This window comes from Virgibacillus aidingensis (genome assembly GCF_010994035.1).
GTDB lineage: Bacteria > Bacillota > Bacilli > Bacillales > Amphibacillaceae > Virgibacillus_N.
The window spans coordinates 19,597-39,416 of sequence record NZ_WIXN01000004.1; the positions used below are offsets into that span (position 1 = coordinate 19,597).

The window sequence follows — 19,820 nt, forward strand, 5'->3', positions numbered from 1 at the left end:
GAAATAGCCTCTATCATCCATATCATGCATAATTATTTGCCATCATAATAAGACTCCGCATAATTAAATAGCCATCAATAATATGATCCGTATTATATTGCACACTTAATGGGCCATTCTTTTTTACAATTGGCAATGTATCCGCGATATCCGCGAATATGGTGCTTGAAAATTGTATCTCAAACTGATAGTCATTACTATCCAATTTGTAAGGCCGAATGGATTTGCAGTTTAATAGTGAGTCAGTCACACCCTTTTCAATAAGGCCGCAGGAGATATCCGGATGCAGATTTTCACTTGTTACCTGATTAATGGTACGTTTCACCTGGGCAGTACCAATATTCCCGATAAGCGCTTTTGCCTCTTCAACAAGGAGATTGCACCCTGACACGAAAACTGCAGGAACACCGAGCTCTCCGGCAACTAGCGCATTCATGCCAAACTCCCCATATTCTTTTCCGTTAATTTTAATGCGGGTGCCGACTCTGCTGTTATAAGTGTGATTTAATATTCCCTGGGAGCCGTTTTTCGTATGATACCCTATAAAAACAGCGGCATCAAAATCACTGTCTATTCCTTCCATCATTGCCATCTTCTTTGGAGTTCCCGATATTAGCTTTGCTTTATTTGACAGTAATTCAACGTAAATGTTCCGCATGGTGCCGTGTGAATCATTTACAATGATTTCTTCGGCACCGGCCTCGATTGCTCCCTGGATTGCCGCATTCGTTTCATTGGTCATCAGGACTCTGGCCTGTTCATAGTCTTTTCCATCTCTTCCCGTGTGGTCCCTGTGAACTACTCCAGCTATGCCTTCCATGTCGGCAGAAATATAGACACGCATTATCTCACCTTCTTAATCTATTAGTCTAGTTATATAAATGGCAGGCGACAAAATGATCCTTTCCCATTTCTTTTTTCTCCGGTTCTGCCTGTGAACATATATCCATTGCAAATGGGCATCTTGTATGGAACACACAGCCGCTTGGCGGATTTAATGGAGACGGCAAATCTCCTTTTAATATGATCCTTTCCTTTTTCTGTTTCGGATCGGGAAGCGGCACTGCTGAAAATAATGCCTGGGTATATGGATGCAGCTGCTCTTTAAACAAACTGTCCGTAGGCGCCTCTTCCACAATTTTACCCAAATACATTACACCAATCCGGTCAGAAATATGCCGTACGACACTAATATCATGGGCAATAAAAAGATAAGATAAATTTAATTCCTCCTGTAAAGACTGCAGCAGATTAATAATTTGCGATTGTATAGATACATCTAAAGCCGATACCGGTTCATCACATATGATAACTTTCGGGTTTACAACCAATGCTCTTGCCAGACCGAAACGCTGTCTTTGTCCGCCGGAAAACTCGTGAGGAAATCTGTAATAATGGTCCGGCCGCATTCCAACCTTTTCCATAATCTCCATCACTCTGTCTATCCGCTCTTTTTTATCTCCTATGGATTGAATGATCAGCGGTTCCTCAAGTATTTTCCCAATGCGTTTTCGCGGGTTTAAAGATGAATAAGGATCCTGAAAAACCATTTGCAAATCTCTGCGGAGTTCCTGCAGATCTTTCCCGGATAGTTGAAGTATATCCTGGCCGTTATATGTAATACTCCCTTCTGTAGGCTCGGTTAAGCGTAATATGGACCTTCCGGCAGTACTTTTTCCGCAGCCGGACTCCCCCACCAATCCATACGTTTCCCCTTCATACAAATCAATAGATATATCATTAACAGCTTTCACATATCCTTTTACGCCGCCCAATCCTCCAAATACACCTCTTACCGGAAAATACTTTTTTAATCCTTCTATATGAAGAAGCGGTGATCTTTCCTCAATCTGTTGAGACATGTTCTTTCTTCCTTTCATTCAGGATTTTTTCAGCATGCCAGCATCTGACTTTAGAGCCTTCCTCATCCTTAAAGGGCCTAAGCTCAGGCATTTCTTTTAAGCATAATTCATCAGCAAATGGACATCTTGAAGCAAAGCGGCATCCTTGGGGAATACTATCCAGGGATGGTACACTTCCCTTTACTACATTTAATTTTTTTGACCGGTCCCCATCCATTTTAGGTATGGACTCCAATAAACCGGAAGTATAAGGATGGAGCGGCTGTTCAAATAAATCTATGGTTCTTGCTTCTTCCACGATTTGTCCAAGATACATGACAGCAACACGGTCACAGATTTCAGCCACAACACCCAAATCATGTGTAATAAAGATGACTCCCATTTTTAGTTCCTTATTTAAGCGAAGCATGATATCAAGAATTTGCGCCTGAATCGTTACGTCCAGCGCTGTCGTTGGCTCATCCGCAATTAACAGGGACGGCTGGCAGGCTAGTCCGATGGCAATCATCACTCTTTGCTGCATCCCCCCGGATAATTCATGCGGATATTCCGTAATTCTTTTTTCGGGAGAAGGTATTCCCACTAACTCTAAAAGTTCAATTGCTTTGTTATGTGCTTCCTTTTTGGATATATCCTGGTGAAGCAAAAGTGCTTCAGTGATTTGGTTTCCAATCGTATACACGGGGTTTAAAGAACTCATTGGGTCCTGAAATATCATGGATATTTCATTCCCCCGGATGTTCTCCATTTTTGACAATGGGAGTTTTAATAAGTTTTCTCCCTTGTATTTAATCTCACCTTCATACATCGTATTAAATTTCTCATCATGCAGGCGCAGGATCGATTCTGCTGTTACACTTTTTCCGCACCCCGATTCACCTACCACTCCCAAAATTTCTCCTTCTTCAACGTGGAATGATATACCGTCAACCGCAGTAACAAAACCTGTATCTGAACCAAAATGGGTTTTTAAATTAGATACTTCCAGCAAAGTCTCATTTTGCATGCTTATCCCCCTTTATTTTTTTGCCTGACTTTACACGCGGATCAATTAAATCTCTCAGTCCATCTCCAAACAGATTCAGGCTCATTACAGCTAAAATGATCATTATTCCGGGAAAAACCGTCATCCACCAGGCATTAAAAATGACCAGCTTCCCATCATATAAAATGTTTCCCCAACTTGGATCCGGTGCGGGAACCCCTACTCCTAAGAAGCTCAATGCTGCCTCAGTGATCATGGCATCGGAAAATATAAATGTAGCCTGAACAATTAAAGGAGAAATGGTATTAGGCATAATGTGCAGCCAAATTATTCTGAATGAACTTGCTCCTTGCGCCCGCATCGCTTCAATATATGTCTGTTCCCGAACCGATAAAGCAACCGAACGTACTACTCTGGCAATATATGGTGTAAAAACGATACTTAACGCAATAATTACGTTTCTGGTAGAAGGTCCTAATGCTGCCATTAATGCGATAGCCAATAAAACCCCCGGTATAGCCATCAGTCCGTCACTTATTCTCATTAGGATATGGTCTAACGTTTTATAATAGCTTGAATATAACCCTATAATCAGACCAAATAAGGATGACAGAATAGCAACGGAGAAGCCGACACCCAATGTGGCCCGGGACCCGTAGACTATTCGGGAAAGCAGATCGCGGCCGAAGTTATCCGTACCCAATAAATGATCCCCACTGGGTGCAGTAAGACGGTCACTCACTGTCATCTCGTGCGGGTCATACTTTACCAGCATCGGTCCAAACAAAGCCAGAAGGCAAAGCAGAATGAATATAATCCCGCCTGCAACCATTAATTTATTTTTCATGATTTTTTTTGTTAATATTTTTCGCTGTTCCGATTTAAGTGTACTTTTTATTTCTGATAGATCAACATTAGTGTCCGTTTTCAATGTCTGCATTCTAATCCCCCTCTATTTGCGATCCAGACGAACTCTGGGGTCAATCATTCCATACAATATGTCGATTATTAAATTCAGGAAAATATACAGGACTGTAATAAACAAAACCACACCTTGAATAACTGCAAAGTCCCTCCGCTCAATGGAATTAATAACTAACTGTCCAATCCCGGGGATATTAAATACAGTTTCAACAACTACCGCACCTGTAATTAGCGTTCCAAAAGTTTGACCGACTACTGTTAAAATCGGCAGAAGCGCATTTCTAAACGCATGCTTGAGTATTAAACTGAAGTTTTTCACACCTTTGGCACGTGCAGATTTGATATAGTTCATATTTAATACTTCGAGGATCGATGAGCGGGTCATTCTTGCAATAAGTGCAGCCTGAATAGCCCCAAGGGATATGGCAGGTAAAATAAGGTATTGTAAATGGATCAGCAAACCTTCCGACAGCGGTCTGAAACCCGCCACCGGCAGCCAGCCCAGCTGCACGCCAAATAACAGCACCAACAATAATGCCAGCAGAAAACTTGGTATGGACATGCCCAGTAAAGCAAAAACCATCATGGATGAATCTGCAAATGAACCTCTTTTATTGGCAGCAAGAACACCAATGGGAATAGCAATCAGGAGGGCAATGATTTGAGCAAAAATTGCCAGTGAGATTGTAGGGACTATACTATTGGCAATTGACTCCGTAACCGGGGCTTTCATAAAATAAGAGGTGCCCAGATCTCCCTGGAAAACCCCGGCAATCCAGCTGAAATATTGCTGATGGATCGGCAAATTAAGTCCTAAACTTTCTTCAAGTTCAGCAATTTGTTCCGGAGTAGCCTCTTCCCCCAATATTACGGAAGCAGGATTGCCGGGTGTTATATGTATAATTAAAAAAATGACGATAGAAACAACCAATAATACCGGTATGGCTGAAAGAATTCTTTTCATAATGTAACTAAGCATGTGCTAACCTCCGTTGACTATATAAATAATGAACTAATAATAGATTACTCTCCTAAGAGGGTTGCTCAGGAGAGTAATCATGCTTACTTATTTACTGAGATATTCCAGAAAATCCCGCCATTTGAATATACAAATCCATCAACATAATCAGCCATTACGTATAAGTGGCTATATCTTCCCAATTTCGTTCCGGGCAGGTACTCTGACCATACATATTCCTGCATTTCTTCCCAGCTTGCTCTCGCTTCTTCCTCCGTATCGGCTTCTGCAATGCTATCCATTAATTCATCAGCACGATCATCCTGACCTACCCCTGCAGTTGTTGGCTGAAGATACAGCACTTGCGTAGGGTTCGGTCTGAAAGTATATCCATTTACCCGCATATGCCAGGCAGATTCATCCTGAACTAAATCAGTAAGGGATGGCCAGTCGTATACTTCCAGGGATACATTCATCCCCAAATTTTCCAATTGTTCCTGGATCACTACAGACGAATCATAATAATGCTGATAATCCCGTGTTGTAACTATTTTTACTTCCTCTCCGTCATAACCCGCTTCATCCAGCAATTGCCTTGCCAGCTCTTCATCGTTCTGGTTGTAATATTCTTCTCCAGCATCCGTTGCCCACTGCACATTCTCATCTTCCATCAGGTTGGCACCCATGGTATATATCTCCGGATCTACCAGTGATGCCTGCAGTATTTCATCAATATTCAAAGCAGCATTTACAGCTTGCCTCATCTTAGGATCTGAAAATAATCCATCAGCAGAATTGTATTGCAGAATCATATCACCTGCTAACGACGGTTCAACCTTTAAATCTGTTTCCATCAATTGCTGATAACTGTCAAATGGCAGCTGATAAGCTAAATCATATTCTCCGGACTGTATACCTGCCAGTCTTGTGGAAGAATCCGGAGCAATATAAAAGTAAATTTCATCTACAGGGGCTGTTCTTGCACCTGCCAAACCATCCGGTTCTTCGTCAAGCGGCTGATAATCCTCAAATCTTTGAAAATGAATGTAGTTATCCTGTGCCCATTCAACAAATTCGTACGGACCTGTACCTACATATTCTGTAACACCGTCCGGACCTGCATTCTCGGCAATATCTTTTGGCATAATAGCCCCGAATTGACCGGCAATTGCCATGATCCCCATAATCAGCGAGGAAGGTTCATCCAGTTCCAGGGAAACAGTATACTCATCCACCTCTTCAAATTCGTTATCCCCAATGATTTCACTTGCCTGATTTTCATTTTCTTTCCATCGATTCATGGAAGCCACTACATCTTCCGCCGTCATTTCTTCTCCATTGTGAAACATAATTCCTTCTCTTAAATGGAAGGTAAAATTCTGATTATTATCATTCTCTACCTCTTCTGCCAGAAGCGGCGTCGGCTCATATTCTGAGTTTAATACAAGCAAACTTTCAAACATCATACGTGCTGTATCTCTTGAAGCTGTTGATGTAGTAACCACAGGATCAAGTGTCGGCGGCTGTGCATTAAGCGCAATGTTTAATGTACCGCCAGTTTGGGACCCTTCTGTCCCTTCTGATTCACCGGATCCATCGGCATCAGTTTCTTCTCCGCCATCACAGGCAGCAAACAGAAATGCTAATGCAGCAAAAAGAAATAAAGCAAGAAAACTTCTTTTTAATTTCACTAAAAATCCCCCTTATTTATTTTTTGATAAGTATTCAAATAAACCTCCTTTTCCCTTGGAAAACCCTTACATTTTCATTGGTATAATTTATAAAAATTTCAGGATTAACCTAAGTACTAATACATCTTTAATCTTAATATTGGAAAGGGCGAAAACTGTTAGAAATATTATAACACACAAAATTCACTTTACAAGAAGAAATATTTGAAATAATTTTTACTGGAAATGCGGTTCTTTTCCTTATCATTTGGAAAGAAAAAATCATATAAAAGGCATTGGTATCAGTATCCATATTCCAACCCCCGTAAAACTTACCTGCTGACTTTATTCTAAATTTATTAAATATTGATTGATTTATAAAAAACAATGCTATATATTAGATATCAAATATTTTTAAATTGGGGGAAATAATTGTAAATTTACCGACAATAAAAATGCGGCCAATATAAGTTTTTAATATATTTTTTTATTTTGCCGGTAAAAAACGCTAGGGAGGTGATCATATAACCAGCTATCCAAGTGTAAATTCTTTTGCACATTTTTATAAGTGACTATTACAATATAAATCACATTAACCAAGTTCAGTTTGACTAGTATTCTTGATAAAGGCAGTTGTTCGAAACTTGTTTTCAAAATTTTTTGCAAATTATGGTCAACACCAAAAGAAGGGGGAATTATCATTGAAGCGTAGAAGAATACAATGGTGGGCAATTGTAATTATAAGCATTTCTTTACTGATTATATCCGGGTGTAACTCAGATTCAGAGCCGGCAGAAGGGGAGGCCGGAAGTGGAGACAATACTGTAAGCGGGGATTTAAGAGTGGCTCATAACGCGCAACCGCCAACGCTTGATCCGCATATGACGACAGCAGGAGTAACAAGTGATATGAGCAGAATAGCTTTCGAAACACTTTTAACTGTAGACTTTGATTATCAGCCCATACCCATGCTTGCGGAATCTGTAGAACAAAGTGATGAAAACAAAATATTTACTTTTCATTTAAGAGAAGGGGTTACTTTTCATAATGGAGAAGAAATGACAGCCGAAGATGTGGTTGCTTCCATGAACCGCTGGCTCGAACTTTCCGCTGTAGCAAATGAAGCATTTGGCGATGCCGCGTTTGAAGAAATTGATGAATACACCGTTGTTTTAGAGTTGGAGGAATCATCCTCAATTGCATTGGATGTCCTTGCCTCAAAAGAACAATTTGCCGCCATTATGCCGAAAGAAATTATTGATGAAGCAGATCCTGAAGGGGTAAAAGAACTTATTGGAACCGGACCATATGAATTTGTGGAATGGGCGCAGGACAGCTATGTCCATTTTACAAAATTTGATGATTACCAGCCTGTAGATGAACCTGCAGATGGGCTGGGCGGAAAAAAAGAAGCACTTGTTAAAGATATTTATTTTGATATTGTAACAGACGCCTCCACGAGAGTAGCGGGGATTCAGTCAGGAGAGTATGATATTGCCTTTGCCATTGCTTTTGAAAATTATGACCAATTAGCCGAGAATCCAAATATAAATCTTGAACCCGTATATACATCCAATATGGATTTAATTTACAATAAACGGGGAGGTCTTATGGAAGATGTTAAAATGAGAGAAGCAGTTAATGCAGCCATCAATATTGATGATATTTTACAAGCATCCTTTTCTGATGAAGAACTATACTTATCTGACTCCGGTTATATGAGTAAAGATATCAGACACTGGGCAAGTGACGCAGGAAGTGAAATGTATAATCAGAATGATCCGGAAACGGCCAAACAACTTTTTGATGAAGCAGGTTATGATGGAGAGGAAATAATTATCATGACGACTCGGGATTATGAGCATTATTATAATGCATCTGTAGTTATCAGTGAGCAACTGGAACAGATTGGGATAAATACCAGTTTGGAAGTTTATGACTGGCCAACCATCGTGGACCGGCGTGAAGATCCGGAAGCATGGGATTTATTCGTCAATGCCTTTCCATTTAAATCCGATCCTACTCAGCTGCTGCAGATAAACCCGGATTTTGCTGGCGGTGTTGAGGACCCCACAGTTAGAGAATTACTTGGCAAAATACGCACCTCTCCATCCCAGGAAGAAGCAAAAGTTTACTGGGATGAATTGCAGGAGTATGCCTGGACAGAGTTTTTACCGATCACAAAATTAGGTACATTCTCCAGTATATACGCTATTTCGGAAAATGTAGAAGGATTTACTGTCGGACAAATGGGGGCAATGCTTTGGAATACCAGGGTGAATGAATAGTAAAATTTTCTTTAAGTTAAAACAATTATGATGGAGCTTTCTTTTCCAATATGCAGGACTGCTGTACAGTTAAAGAATATCCGACATTTTATTAGTACTTCTCAATGCGGCTCTTCCATTGGATTACAAACTAAATAGAAAACCATCACCCTGTGCGTACCTTGTTACAGGGTGATGGTAATTGACTTGACTTCATCCAAGTATTTATGACTAATCCTGGGTAAATATCAAGTGCCACATATGTTTTTTATTCAGTTTTATCAAATTGTCTTCATGATGTTCTATCACACAAAGTCTAACCTCTGGGAACGATAGCATAAATCTTTATTCCCATTGTTCAATTAAGTCATCAGCACCAGCTTTTAGTTCATCATAAACAGTCGGAGAAATCAGCTCATTTTCTTTCTGATGTTCCAACAAGGATTTAAAGCTTTCCATATGTTTGACAGCCTTATCCATGGAACCTATTCCTTCGTATTGTTCTATCGCGGTTAAATGAGTGAGTAAATGCCTGGCAGCCTCATCACTATTAATCTCTCCTACATCCAAAAATTCTTCAACCTGTGTCTTCATTAAATCGATAGTATATTCAATTGGATCTGGATCATCCGGATCGTCACTCGGGGTATAAATCGTATCTAAATTACCTCTCAAGTGCAGTAGCCGTATAATGGATTCACCAGCTGATACATTTTCACTAATTTCCTGAACCAAATCCCATTCTCCAGGTTCATTTTTACCATCTTCCCAGAGACGGACAGCTAATTCATCTTCATTAATGTGCAGTCTTAACCAATGCCAATCCGTAGTCATGTTGACATTAATACTGTCTAAATGGAAAGTATTTTTATTTTCCATTCCAAATAATTTTAATTGGTTTGTATTAAAATTCAACTCCATACCATAGCCGTTTTTCGGTGATGAATTTCCATCCAAGAATTCATCAGCACGAATAAAGGCTCTCATCCATTGATTATTTTCAGCTCCGTCAGTGCGGAAGCGCATTAGCATACTGCTATCCATCGGATTTTTCATCATCGGTATTACTTTACCGTAAGAGGCACTTAAATCGTTTTGCTGTTTTCCCAACTCAACCTTTCCGGTATTATCCTGTATACTGTACTTTACACCGTCTGGATTGTCGGATGCTGGAAATGAGTAAAGTTGATCAAATGCATCCATATCCCAATCAGCCCCATCATCACCACTAAAGTCATATTCAAAGATAGATTCGTTCTCTGGCGACTCTATGCTAATATCATCAATATAGAATACACTTTCCTCATCTGCATCAAGATTAGCAAAACTTAACATTGATTTTTTCTGAACTTCAGGAATATCATATTCAATGTCCCATTCCTCAGGTTCTTCTTCGTTATCATTCCATAGACTAACCGCCACTTTACCTTCTGAAGCACGTAATTTCAACCAATGCCAATCCGTGGTCATATTAGCCGGAACGCCTTCCAGCTTGGTAGTACTGCTGTCTTCTCTTCTTTGCAGAGCCAATTCGTCATTTCCTAAATGTAATGCAATACCATAACCATTCCGGGCAAATGAACTGCCGGAACCAAATTGATCGGATTGCACCCATACCCTTAACCATTGCGTACTTCCTAATTCATCTACCCGAAAACGCATCCGAACCTCACTGTTGTCTAAATCCTCCATAATTGGAGTTAATTTCCCATAACTGCTGGCTGTTCCATTCCTTCTCTCTTCTACTTCCATCTTACCGGTATTGTTTTCGATACTGTATCTGACGGCATCCGGATTCCTTGGGTATACAAATAGATCATCACCAAAGGCTTCCGGGTCCCATGAATCCCCATCTTCGCCTGTAAAGTCATAGGAGAAAGCAATTGTTTCTTCATCCAAATCCTCCACGGTAAACTCATCCACATGGACCGTATTGCCGTTATTGTAATCTAAATTAACAAAACTCCAGAGAGCCTGTCCTTGTTCGATATCATATTCAAAATTTGTCTCCCGGTCGAAATCTCCCATCCAGTCTTCCAAAGTATCCCCTAATTCCGGAAAACGAATATCCGATGGACTCTCCACCCTTTCATTTACGATTTCATCAATTTCTTCCCTAATCTGCAGCCGCAGTTCAGGATCGACCATCCTCTTTAACATTTCGGATCTGCCGCCTTCCTTCACCCAAGAAGGAACGAAATCAATCAGCTCAGTTTCAACTTCCTGATTATTTGCTTGAATTTGTTCAGCAGGCATTTGTAAAAACATACCTGACAACAGCAAAATAGCAATTGATATAATTGTTATCCTATTCATCAATTTAGACATTTTAACCAGCCCTCCCATAATTATTTCAATGCTAGATTAATTGATTCAGTAAATATCTATCGGCTTTTAGACCCAGTACCTCTGATCAATAGTTCTCTACCATATAATCCATGATCTCTTTGCCGATCTCAGAAATTGTGGGAGTTGCGGTATTAGGAACTACATTATGCGTAAGGACAGCAGCGTAAATCTCTTTATCCCCAAGTGTAAAAACAGCCACATCATGAAGTACTCGTGGACTTGCTGTTGATCCTCCCTTGCGGCCAGTCTGAATATCTCCGTGAATTTCTGGATCTTTATAGCCAGTAAGCCTGCCATCCGGGACTTCCCTCATAATTCTTAAAAATTCTTCTTTACCTTCCGAAGAAAAAATATCTTCATTTATGACCCCTGAAACCACTGTCGCCATATCTTTCGCATTGGTATAATTATGCGGTCCTCTGTCCTGCGGCATGGATGTATAGATAGAATTCTGCATGACTGTGTCTTCACACCCAAGCTCAATACAAGTCCAATTGACTTGGTCAAATCCCACCCTTTCAGCAATCATATTTGTAGCAGTATTGTCGGAAACAGTCATCATTAGCTCCGCCAACTCACGGACAGTCATATGCACCGGCAGATCCATATCTCGTATCACTCCACTGCCGCCAACAGCATCCGACTCCTGGACAAGCACTTCATCCTCCCAGATCAGGTCTCCTCTTTCAGCCTGTCTGATAGCTTCAGCCAAAATAGGAACCTTGATCACACTGGCCGAAGACATGACCTCCTTTTCATTCATATTAATAATCCCTTCACCGGTATCAATAAATACACCGATAGTCCCATCTGTATCAGCTTCCTCCACAATTCTTTGTACTTCCTTTTTCAATCCGGAAAAAGAGTCTGTGTCTGCCTGTCCATTTTCCATTGAGGTAAACGTAAACAAACCCGCCACCATTACAAAAGTAAAAGCTACCAAACCAAACCGCCGAATAAATTTCATCATGCTAAACCTCCTTTTTTATAGAAAAACTATTTTTACTGTATAAAAAGTTCACCTCCATATTTCAAAGTTAAAAATTGTTTATGGACAAGTATAGCAGAATAGGGTTTTTAATTGTTAAAATTTTATAAAAATGATGAATAATTACTATTATTAATATTTTGTAAAAGGCAATTTTCCCCAAACTACTTAATTCTGATACGAACTACGTCCTATGTATATAGCCTATTTACGTAATTTCAGAGATATTTTAATCAAAATTTATAATTTACTCCCCTATTAATAACCAACCAGAAAACTTATTAACATACTTAATATCTTTACGGTAAGACAAAAAACGGCACAGAAACCAAACTACTGTCTCCATGCCGCTTCATTACCCCAAAGCAATTTCACCTATTTATTTGTTCACTTACCCTGTATAACCCCATCCAAAAATGCAATAATTCCGTCCACCACTTCGTCCCTGATGTCCCGGTAGTTATGGATCTCATGCCTATAACCCGGGTATACTTTCGTTTTCACCTGATTCCCTGTTTCTGCCAGCCAGTTTGATACAGCATAAACACCTTCACCGTACTGACCAACTGGGTCCTGGTCCCCGGCAATATTGTATACGGGAATGGATGCAGGAACCTTTTCCGCCCATGCAGTACCGACAATCTCTTCCATCATCATCGTGAAATAGTACAGTGAGCGTGTGTTAGGCACTGAGGTAAAGTTATTGAACGGATCATTTGCATGGTCCGCTACAATATCGGGGTCACCGCTGATCCAGTCATTGCCCGTCTCAGAATTTTTAATGCGCCGGGTCATCCACCCAAAAAGTTTTTCCAATTGTTTCGGATCCTCTTCTTCCCCCCTGCCTTCATCAATCAGTTTTTTCAGCGCTGCTTTAAGTTCTTCCGCTCCGGGAAATTTACCGGAAGTGCCGCATAAAACCAATCCGTCCATTCCTTCACCGTATTTAGCGGCGTAACCCCTTGCAATCATCGATCCCATACTATGGCCAAACATAAAATACGGTAAATCAGCGTATTTCTTCTGAACGATATCTCTTAGCGTATGCTCATCCTCAGCCATAGTCATATAGCCCTTATCGCCCCAGTCACTCCAATTCCCGGAGTCATATGCCGTCTTACCGTGTCCGACATGATCATCAGCCGCCACGATAAACCCTGCCTCATTCAGCTTTAAAATCATATGTAAATACCTGCGCGAATGCTCGCCAAAACCATGGACGAGCTGCACGATGCCTCGGGGCTTGCGGATTGGTGTGTAAATCCATCCTTTCAGATTATCCTTTTCATTAAAAGATTTGAAGCTTATTTCTTGTATTGCCATCAAAAATTCCTCCTTCTTTATAATGTTAAGCTCTGCTTTTGTAAGACAAACTAAAACTAATCATTAATTCGTCAATTGTTCAATAAACTTTATAAATTGCTCATTATTCCCACCATCATCTGGTATAGCGTTATCCCACTCTTTACCAAACATCAAATCCATTTGCTCTACTAAAAAATTGAGTTCTCCCCATTTCTCTTCAATTATTAAAGTGAAAACATATGCCATTCTATTGACCATATATTTATTTAATTTCATCATATCATCATCTGTAATGTTTTTTTCTGGATCTGCATGCATATCTTCTATCGGACCATTTCTAAAAGCAAAGTGGGTTAATGCTTTTGATATCTTATTGATATTTTCTTTCGTAAGCGTAACCCCTTTCATTTCCTTATTATATTTTTCCGCTATATCTGATTGAGGACTTAAAAACTGATCTATTAATGAATTTTTAATAGTAATTCCATATTTCCTTCTCAGATAAGTAACTCGTGAGGGTTTTACTTCAAAAAGAGATGCAATACGGGCATCGGATATTGATTCATCTATAAATAATGTTTTTAATTCTTCTTTGGTCAAGTTTTCAAAATTAAGACTTCTGCCAGCTTCTTTACTTTTTATAAACATCTCATAAAGTTTCATATTCTACACTTCCTTATTACATTTGTAACAGGGCTGATTAATCTATAACTTATTATTATCTGACACAACTCACCCCAACAATCTCCCAATTACTTTCCCCGTCAAATTAGGCACAATCTCAAAAGAATACGTCATTTCCGTTCGCTCAAAACGTTTATGTGCGTCAATGCCGTAAGGGCCAATGTTGATCACCGGTACATTCAATTCCCGTACAGCGCCATAATCAACATAATGTTTTGTTCCCCATGCAGGATTGTTGGCGGCTGCCTTCTGAATATCATCATCGTCATCATGAATTGCAATAAAACTCATATCGGAAATGTGCGGAAAAAAGTGTCTCGTTACAATTGGATGCGCATAACCAGGCTGTATTTCCCCGATTGCTTCATCAAGTGCTGCAATTAATGCCCTGCTATCCTCTGTCTCTCCTTCTGTTACTACGCTCGGCGAATACAAAGAAGAGTAGAACACGATGATGGCAGGACTTTTATCTGTCATCCATTCCCATGCTTCCTCCACAACTTTTACAGCAAAAATCCTTGTATCAAGTGTCGTGTCTTCCAAAAGATTACGTTTGAACTCCTCCATATGTTTTATATAGGAATCCCCATGTTCCTTGATCAGCTGTTCTTCCATTTCTTCATACGTAAGCACTTTCGGCTGCCAGGGAAGACCTTCGTATTTTTTCCCGCTTAGGGCGCCATAGGCCCGATAGTGCTTTTCCAGTTGATATAATGCATTCTGAAAAGCGGCAAAAGCATGTGCTTTTAATTTACCCAGCACTTCTTTTGGGGACCATGCATGCACAAAGAAATTAAAGTAGGCAAAAGCGGATAAAGCTGTCTGCACCGTGTAATTCGGCTTCATATCCGCCTGTTTCAGGGCAACCGGAGGAACCGTCGCTTCTCCGTAAGCTTCATCGCTGAGATCCGGATTATAACTGATCTGCTTTGTCAGTTCCGCGATAATGTAATTGGGATCCAGTCCTTCGAAAGGGGAGCCGACATGGGTTTCTGCACCTGTGACGAAAAAGGTCGGCAGGAGTTTGCCGATAGTTCCTTTGTAGACATACCGGTTTGGATCCTCTTCATTATCGGGGGAAACAAAGTCGGCATTAATCGCCGCAATATAGCGGAAACCATGTTCCTTTTTCCATTCCCTCAAAACATCCAATGCAGACAGAATACCATGGGAGCCATCCTCCTCATCACATTCGGCAAGAAAAACAAGGCTGCCATCCAGCTTTTCCGGGTGCTTACTATAATATGTTAAAAGATACAAATTGCTTGCCAGACCGCTTTTCATATCAAGCACACCCCGTCCAAAGAGCCAGTCACCAGAAGTGAGATGTTCTTTTTCTGCAGCCGGCAGTTCTTCATCCGACAGCCGCGCCATTAATTCATCAGGAGCGGTCGCCCATTCCTTTAAATGGCTGAAATCATCCGTTCCGACAGTATCCAAATGCCCCATCAGGATTACTGTCCGCTTACTTTCTCCTTTTGTCCCTTTGACAAAAGCCATTACATTGTATCGTTCCCGTTCGTCATCCATGGTCCGGGCAAGTTTTACCTGTGTTGGATGCTGTTTAAAATAGGATAAGTCACGAATTTTGGCATGCAATGATTCAGCCAGCGTTTTTTCCCCATTCGTATTCACAATGCTTTCAATTTGAACAAGCTGTTTGGTTAGTTCCAGCACCTCATATCGACTTGGCAGCATAAGCGTCCCCCTTTTTTTAGAAAAATGTATATCTTTATTCATTTTATAATATAAGTGTTTGATGAGCCAATTTTACTTTCGTTGAATTTCCTCAATAGATGGCGAACTGCTGCTAAAGTGGTCTAAGTAGGATAACTGCTTTTTAAAAATCCATGTTATACAACTCCAATAAAGGGAATACGACTTAGTGTGGGTACGCAAGCTTATTTATATATAACCTGGATGAAATTCATCTCCATCACGAGAGGATAAATATGCCTGTTTAGCGCTAAACCAATAAATGCAGTACCACACATCAAATTAACCACGGTTATATCCCACTCTAGATACAAATCTCAAACTATATTTAAAGGAGTGTTTTCATGTCAAAAGTAAAAAATAAATCCGTTATTGTTACCGGTGCAGGTTCCGGCATTGGAAAAACAGTTGCACAGCAATTTGCTGAAAACGGGGCAAAAGTTATTTGTGCCGACATTAAAGGTGCCGAGGAAAGTGCAAAGGCCATTCAGGACGATGGCGGTACAGCGATAGGCGTTCATTTGGATGTAACCCAATTGGACAGCTGGAAAGAAGCGAAGGAAAAGGCGATTAGCGAATTTGGTTCGGTCGATGTATTATGCAATATTGCAGGGATATCCGAGGCAGTTGACATCGTGGACTTGGAAGAGAACGACTTCGACAATATGATTAATATCAACTTAAAAGGGACTTTCTTTGGCATGAAAACAGTACTGCCGGAGTTTGTGAAAAATGAATCGGGAAAGATTGTAAATATCGGTTCGCTGGCAGCACATGTAGGTTTAACCGGACTGCCCAGCTATTCAGCATCCAAGGGCGGCGTCATAGCCATGTCACGCCAGGCAGCTGTAGAATACGCCCCGAAAAATATTCAAATCAATGTAGTATCGCCCGGCATTATCGAAACACCAATCCTGGCAAATAACCCGCCTGAAGTAACAAAAGAATTCACTGATGCCACCCCGGCGGGAAGGCTTGGTAAACCGGAAGAAATAGCCAGCATGGTGCTCTATCTTTCCTCAGATGAATCGGACTTTGTAACCGGCCAGGTAATTAAAGTAGATGGCGGCTGGGGCTCAAAGTAATTTTACTAAAGGAGCCCCAACTGAAAATAGAGAACGCCAATCTGATTTTGATTGGCGTTCTTCTATTACATAAGAAAACTTGAAATTTTAATCATTTACTCATTGAATTAACCGTCATGTTTATTCAGTTAATTTACTTTTTCTTGCTTTTATTCCAGTAAGTATTAAAACACCTTTTAATTTTCCATTTCCAGATTATAAGTTACTTAACTAACATACAAGACAAACCACAATCCCTGACCGCCATTAAAACTGCGTTTGTTCTGCCAGCCACATTTAATTTTTTCTGCATTAATAAAATATGCTTCCTGTTTTCGGGGAAACAGAGAACTTGGTTGCCATCAAGTCTCTAGGTGACAACCTTAGTGCACCTATATCTGCAGGAAAGTAACAAGATAATCGGCAAAATCAGATTTTTTCCTCCTTACATCCGCCTGCTGACCCATACTACAACTTAAATTTCCGGACGAGACCGCTCAAATCCTCTGCCAACCTGGCCAGATCATCCGCACTTGCTGCCACTTCTTCCATCGAACTGCTTGTCTGCTGGGAGGCTGCAGATGTTTGTTCCACCCCTGCTGCGGACTCCTCGGATATAGCAGCAATTTCCTGAATGGAACTGTTCATTTGCTGACTGGTTGCTGCCACTTCAGATAGATTGTCTGAAACTGTTTGGATGCTGTCCACGACATCTGAAATTGCCGTGCTGATACCATCAAATTTCTCCCCGGTTGCCTTAATTTGTGCCATCCCGCTTTCCACTTCTTTATATCCATTTTGCAGGGAACCGGTAACCACATTTGTTTCACTTTGAATATTTGTCACGATGCCGGTGATATCGGTAACCGAATCACCGACTTGTTCTGCCAGCTTCCTCACTTCATCAGCAACTACGGCAAAACCTTTTCCATGCTCTCCGGCTCTTGCAGCCTCAATCGCTGCATTTAAAGCTAACAAATTCGTCTGATCGGCAATATCCTTTATAACAGACACCAAAGTGGAAATCTCCTGAGATTGTGTATCCAGTCCTTCCACCTTCTGAACTGCATCCTGCACAATCTGATCGATCTTTTCCATCTGAGCATTGGATTTGTTCATTAACTGGCTGCCTTCCTCCGTCATCTCCAATACTGCACCGGAATGATCTTTGATTTTTTCACCGCTGGCATTTGCTTCCTGCACGTTCGATGCAAATGCTGTCATGGCAGATGACAACTCGGTTGAGCTGTTTGCCTGGGTTTCAGATCCGGAGGCCAGCTCCTGCATGGTGGTTGCAATTTGTTCCGACCCTTCCTTCACTTCATTGGCGGATTGAGTCAATTCCTCGCTTTGGGCACTAACCGTGTCTGACACTTCATTAATTTGATTTAATAAATTTCGTACCTCTTTGTTCATATCATTTGCAGCAACTATCAGCTGGCCTATCTCATCTCTGGAATTTGTTTTCAGTGCTTCCTGTGATAGATCCCCACCGGTAATCAGCTTCATTCGCTCCACCACAGCCTGGACTGGATTTGAAATCGTTCTGGCAGTGATGATCGCAACAAATACAGCCAGCAAAATCATCAAACCGGATACGATTGCGGCTATCGTTAACAGCATTTCACTGGTAGATATCATCCTGTCCCCTATTTCTCTGACCTCTGCTTCTCTTTCAGCTGCTAAAAGCTCAAACCCCTCTGTCAGCTGATTCCCCAGCGGCATTACTTCATTTTCCATGATGCGCAGTGCCTGGGCCGTATTTCCATTTTCATACAGTTCCATGACTTCATCAGTGAGGGTGCCCCACTCAATTTTCATGTCGAGGAACTCCTGCATTTTTTCGGATTCACTCAGCTCAGCCGCTCTGTTTTCAAGTTCGACGCTTTCTTCGATACCAGCTTCAAATTCCTCTTTATAAGCTTCATCTTCAAACAATAAAAAGCCCCGCAATAAGCTTGTTCTTTCATTCATATTGGTGGCAAGCCTTTGATCGGCAACCATGAGGGCAATTTCCTCATCTATCAGGTTTTGAAGGTCGTTATTTGTTTTATTCATAGAAAATATATTATAGGCACTTAATAATATCGCCAGTATAAGTACGATTCCAAATCCAAATAATATCTTCGTTCTTATCCGCTTAAATTTAAATCGATTTTTCATTGTTAAAATCCTCTCTCTGCTGTACGGGGAACCCCGCTATGCTAAAATTATAAAACTTTGTCCAGTGCCTCTTTAATACGATCGGCGTTAAATGGCTTTACAATAAAGTCTGCTGCACCGGCTTTTATCGCATCCAGCACCATACTTTGCTGCCCCATCGCTGAGCACATGATCACTTTCACATCAGGATGTGTTTTTTTGATTTCCGCAACAGCTTCCACCCCGTTCATTTCGGGCATGGTGATGTCCATAGTAATCAGGTCGGGGTTCAATTGTTCGCATTTCTCTATGGCATCCCTGCCATTTTCGGCTTCTCCGATCACCTCATGTCCCAGTTTTGTCAAATTATCTTTTAACTGCATCCTCATGAAGGCTGCATCATCTGTAATAAGGATTTTTGCCATCTCTCTTTCCTCCCTTTTCCTTTATGTCTCCATCATTTCGTTTACCTCATTGACCTCATCCAAATTTAATACATACTCTAAATCCAGCAAAATCAGCAACTTATCCTCCAGTTTGGCAACACCATTTAAAAATGATTCCTTCACGCCGTTGATCATTTGCGGTGCATCCTCTATAATCGCTGAATCAATATCCATGACATCTGTTGCTGCATCCACAATCAAGCCCACCTGCATATCATTCATCGTCACGATTAAAATGCGGGTTTGTTCCCTGTACGCTGTTTCCCCAAGCTTAAACCGCTGCTTTAAATCAAGAACGGGAGTGATATCCCCGCGCAGATTGATTACACCTTTAATAAAATCCGATGTCTCGGGAACATTGGTGATTGCATGCAGCTTCTCAATACCGAGCACATTTTCTATTGAAATACCATATTGCTGATCTCCCATTAAAAAAACAACTACTTTCATTTAACTGCCT

The 19,820-nt window shown here is 40.8% G+C and carries 16 protein-coding genes; 2 read left to right on the forward strand and 14 right to left on the reverse strand.

Annotated features, from left to right (window positions below; genetic code table 11):
* Window positions 1–22: 22 nt before the first annotated feature.
* The 6 genes from GHD25_RS04410 to GHD25_RS04435 all read right to left on the reverse strand — a co-directional run bounded on the left by GHD25_RS04410 (window position 23) and on the right by GHD25_RS04435 (window position 6,420).
* On the reverse strand, window positions 23–844 hold the full coding sequence (locus tag GHD25_RS04410; RefSeq protein WP_164215164.1) for a M55 family metallopeptidase: 822 nt from the start codon (window positions 842–844) through the stop codon (window positions 23–25).
* A gap of 25 nt (window positions 845–869) precedes the next feature.
* Window positions 870–1,862: an ABC transporter ATP-binding protein gene (locus tag GHD25_RS04415; RefSeq protein ID WP_164215165.1), complete on the reverse strand. Its 993-nt coding sequence runs from the start codon at window positions 1,860–1,862 to the stop codon at window positions 870–872.
* The gene (locus GHD25_RS04420) at window positions 1,846–2,868 is read right to left on the reverse strand and encodes an ABC transporter ATP-binding protein (RefSeq protein ID WP_164215166.1); all 1,023 of its coding nucleotides are present in this window, start codon (window positions 2,866–2,868) and stop codon (window positions 1,846–1,848) included. The genes GHD25_RS04415 and GHD25_RS04420 overlap by 17 nt, the downstream gene beginning before the upstream one ends.
* On the reverse strand, window positions 2,858–3,787 hold the full coding sequence (locus GHD25_RS04425; RefSeq protein ID WP_164215167.1) for an ABC transporter permease: 930 nt from the start codon (window positions 3,785–3,787) through the stop codon (window positions 2,858–2,860). The genes GHD25_RS04420 and GHD25_RS04425 overlap by 11 nt, the downstream gene beginning before the upstream one ends.
* Before the next feature lie 12 nt (window positions 3,788–3,799).
* A complete protein-coding gene (locus GHD25_RS04430; protein WP_164215168.1) occupies window positions 3,800–4,750 on the reverse strand; it encodes an ABC transporter permease in 951 nt (316 codons plus the stop codon).
* 83 nt (window positions 4,751–4,833) lie between these two features.
* Window positions 4,834–6,420: an ABC transporter substrate-binding protein gene (locus tag GHD25_RS04435; RefSeq protein ID WP_164215169.1), complete on the reverse strand. Its 1,587-nt coding sequence runs from the start codon at window positions 6,418–6,420 to the stop codon at window positions 4,834–4,836.
* Between the two features lie 680 nt (window positions 6,421–7,100).
* On the opposite strand from GHD25_RS04435, the gene GHD25_RS04440 reads away from it, so the two are divergent.
* Window positions 7,101–8,687 carry an ABC transporter substrate-binding protein gene (locus GHD25_RS04440; RefSeq protein WP_164215170.1) on the forward strand — a complete coding sequence of 529 codons (1,587 nt, stop codon included), beginning with the start codon at window positions 7,101–7,103 and terminating at the stop codon, window positions 8,685–8,687.
* 324 nt (window positions 8,688–9,011) lie between these two features.
* On the opposite strand, the gene GHD25_RS04445 is transcribed toward GHD25_RS04440, so the two are convergent.
* The 5 genes from GHD25_RS04445 to GHD25_RS04465 all read right to left on the reverse strand — a co-directional run bounded on the left by GHD25_RS04445 (window position 9,012) and on the right by GHD25_RS04465 (window position 15,690).
* Window positions 9,012–10,994 (reverse strand): FIMAH domain-containing protein, encoded by a 1,983-nt coding sequence (locus GHD25_RS04445; RefSeq protein ID WP_164215171.1) that lies wholly within the window; start codon window positions 10,992–10,994, stop codon window positions 9,012–9,014.
* Between the two features lie 85 nt (window positions 10,995–11,079).
* Entirely contained in the window at window positions 11,080–11,985 is a 906-nt protein-coding gene (locus tag GHD25_RS04450) for a serine hydrolase (protein WP_164215172.1), read from the reverse strand.
* A 405-nt stretch (window positions 11,986–12,390) separates the two neighbouring features.
* Window positions 12,391–13,326 (reverse strand): alpha/beta fold hydrolase, encoded by a 936-nt coding sequence (locus GHD25_RS04455; RefSeq protein ID WP_164215173.1) that lies wholly within the window; start codon window positions 13,324–13,326, stop codon window positions 12,391–12,393.
* A 63-nt stretch (window positions 13,327–13,389) separates the two neighbouring features.
* Window positions 13,390–13,971, reverse strand: a complete 582-nt coding sequence (locus tag GHD25_RS04460; RefSeq protein ID WP_164215174.1) for a hypothetical protein — start codon at window positions 13,969–13,971, stop codon at window positions 13,390–13,392.
* A 69-nt stretch (window positions 13,972–14,040) separates the two neighbouring features.
* The gene (locus GHD25_RS04465; RefSeq protein ID WP_164215175.1) at window positions 14,041–15,690 is read right to left on the reverse strand and encodes a M20/M25/M40 family metallo-hydrolase; all 1,650 of its coding nucleotides are present in this window, start codon (window positions 15,688–15,690) and stop codon (window positions 14,041–14,043) included.
* Between the two features lie 362 nt (window positions 15,691–16,052).
* Here GHD25_RS04465 and GHD25_RS04470 point away from each other — a divergent pair, with 362 nt between their 5' ends.
* Window positions 16,053–16,793, forward strand: coding sequence for an SDR family NAD(P)-dependent oxidoreductase (locus tag GHD25_RS04470; protein WP_164215176.1), 741 nt, complete (start codon window positions 16,053–16,055; stop codon window positions 16,791–16,793).
* A 447-nt stretch (window positions 16,794–17,240) separates the two neighbouring features.
* Here GHD25_RS04470 and GHD25_RS04475 read toward each other — a convergent pair whose 3' ends face one another.
* Genes GHD25_RS04475 through GHD25_RS04485 form a run of 3 tightly spaced genes read right to left on the reverse strand, consistent with a single transcriptional unit; the run spans window position 17,241 to window position 19,810 of the window.
* The gene (locus GHD25_RS04475) at window positions 17,241–18,935 is read right to left on the reverse strand and encodes a methyl-accepting chemotaxis protein (RefSeq protein WP_164215177.1); all 1,695 of its coding nucleotides are present in this window, start codon (window positions 18,933–18,935) and stop codon (window positions 17,241–17,243) included.
* A gap of 47 nt (window positions 18,936–18,982) precedes the next feature.
* Window positions 18,983–19,339, reverse strand: coding sequence for a response regulator (locus GHD25_RS04480; RefSeq protein ID WP_164215178.1), 357 nt, complete (start codon window positions 19,337–19,339; stop codon window positions 18,983–18,985).
* Between the two features lie 21 nt (window positions 19,340–19,360).
* The gene (locus GHD25_RS04485) at window positions 19,361–19,810 is read right to left on the reverse strand and encodes a chemotaxis protein CheW (protein WP_164215179.1); all 450 of its coding nucleotides are present in this window, start codon (window positions 19,808–19,810) and stop codon (window positions 19,361–19,363) included.
* Window positions 19,811–19,820 lie beyond the last annotated feature (10 nt).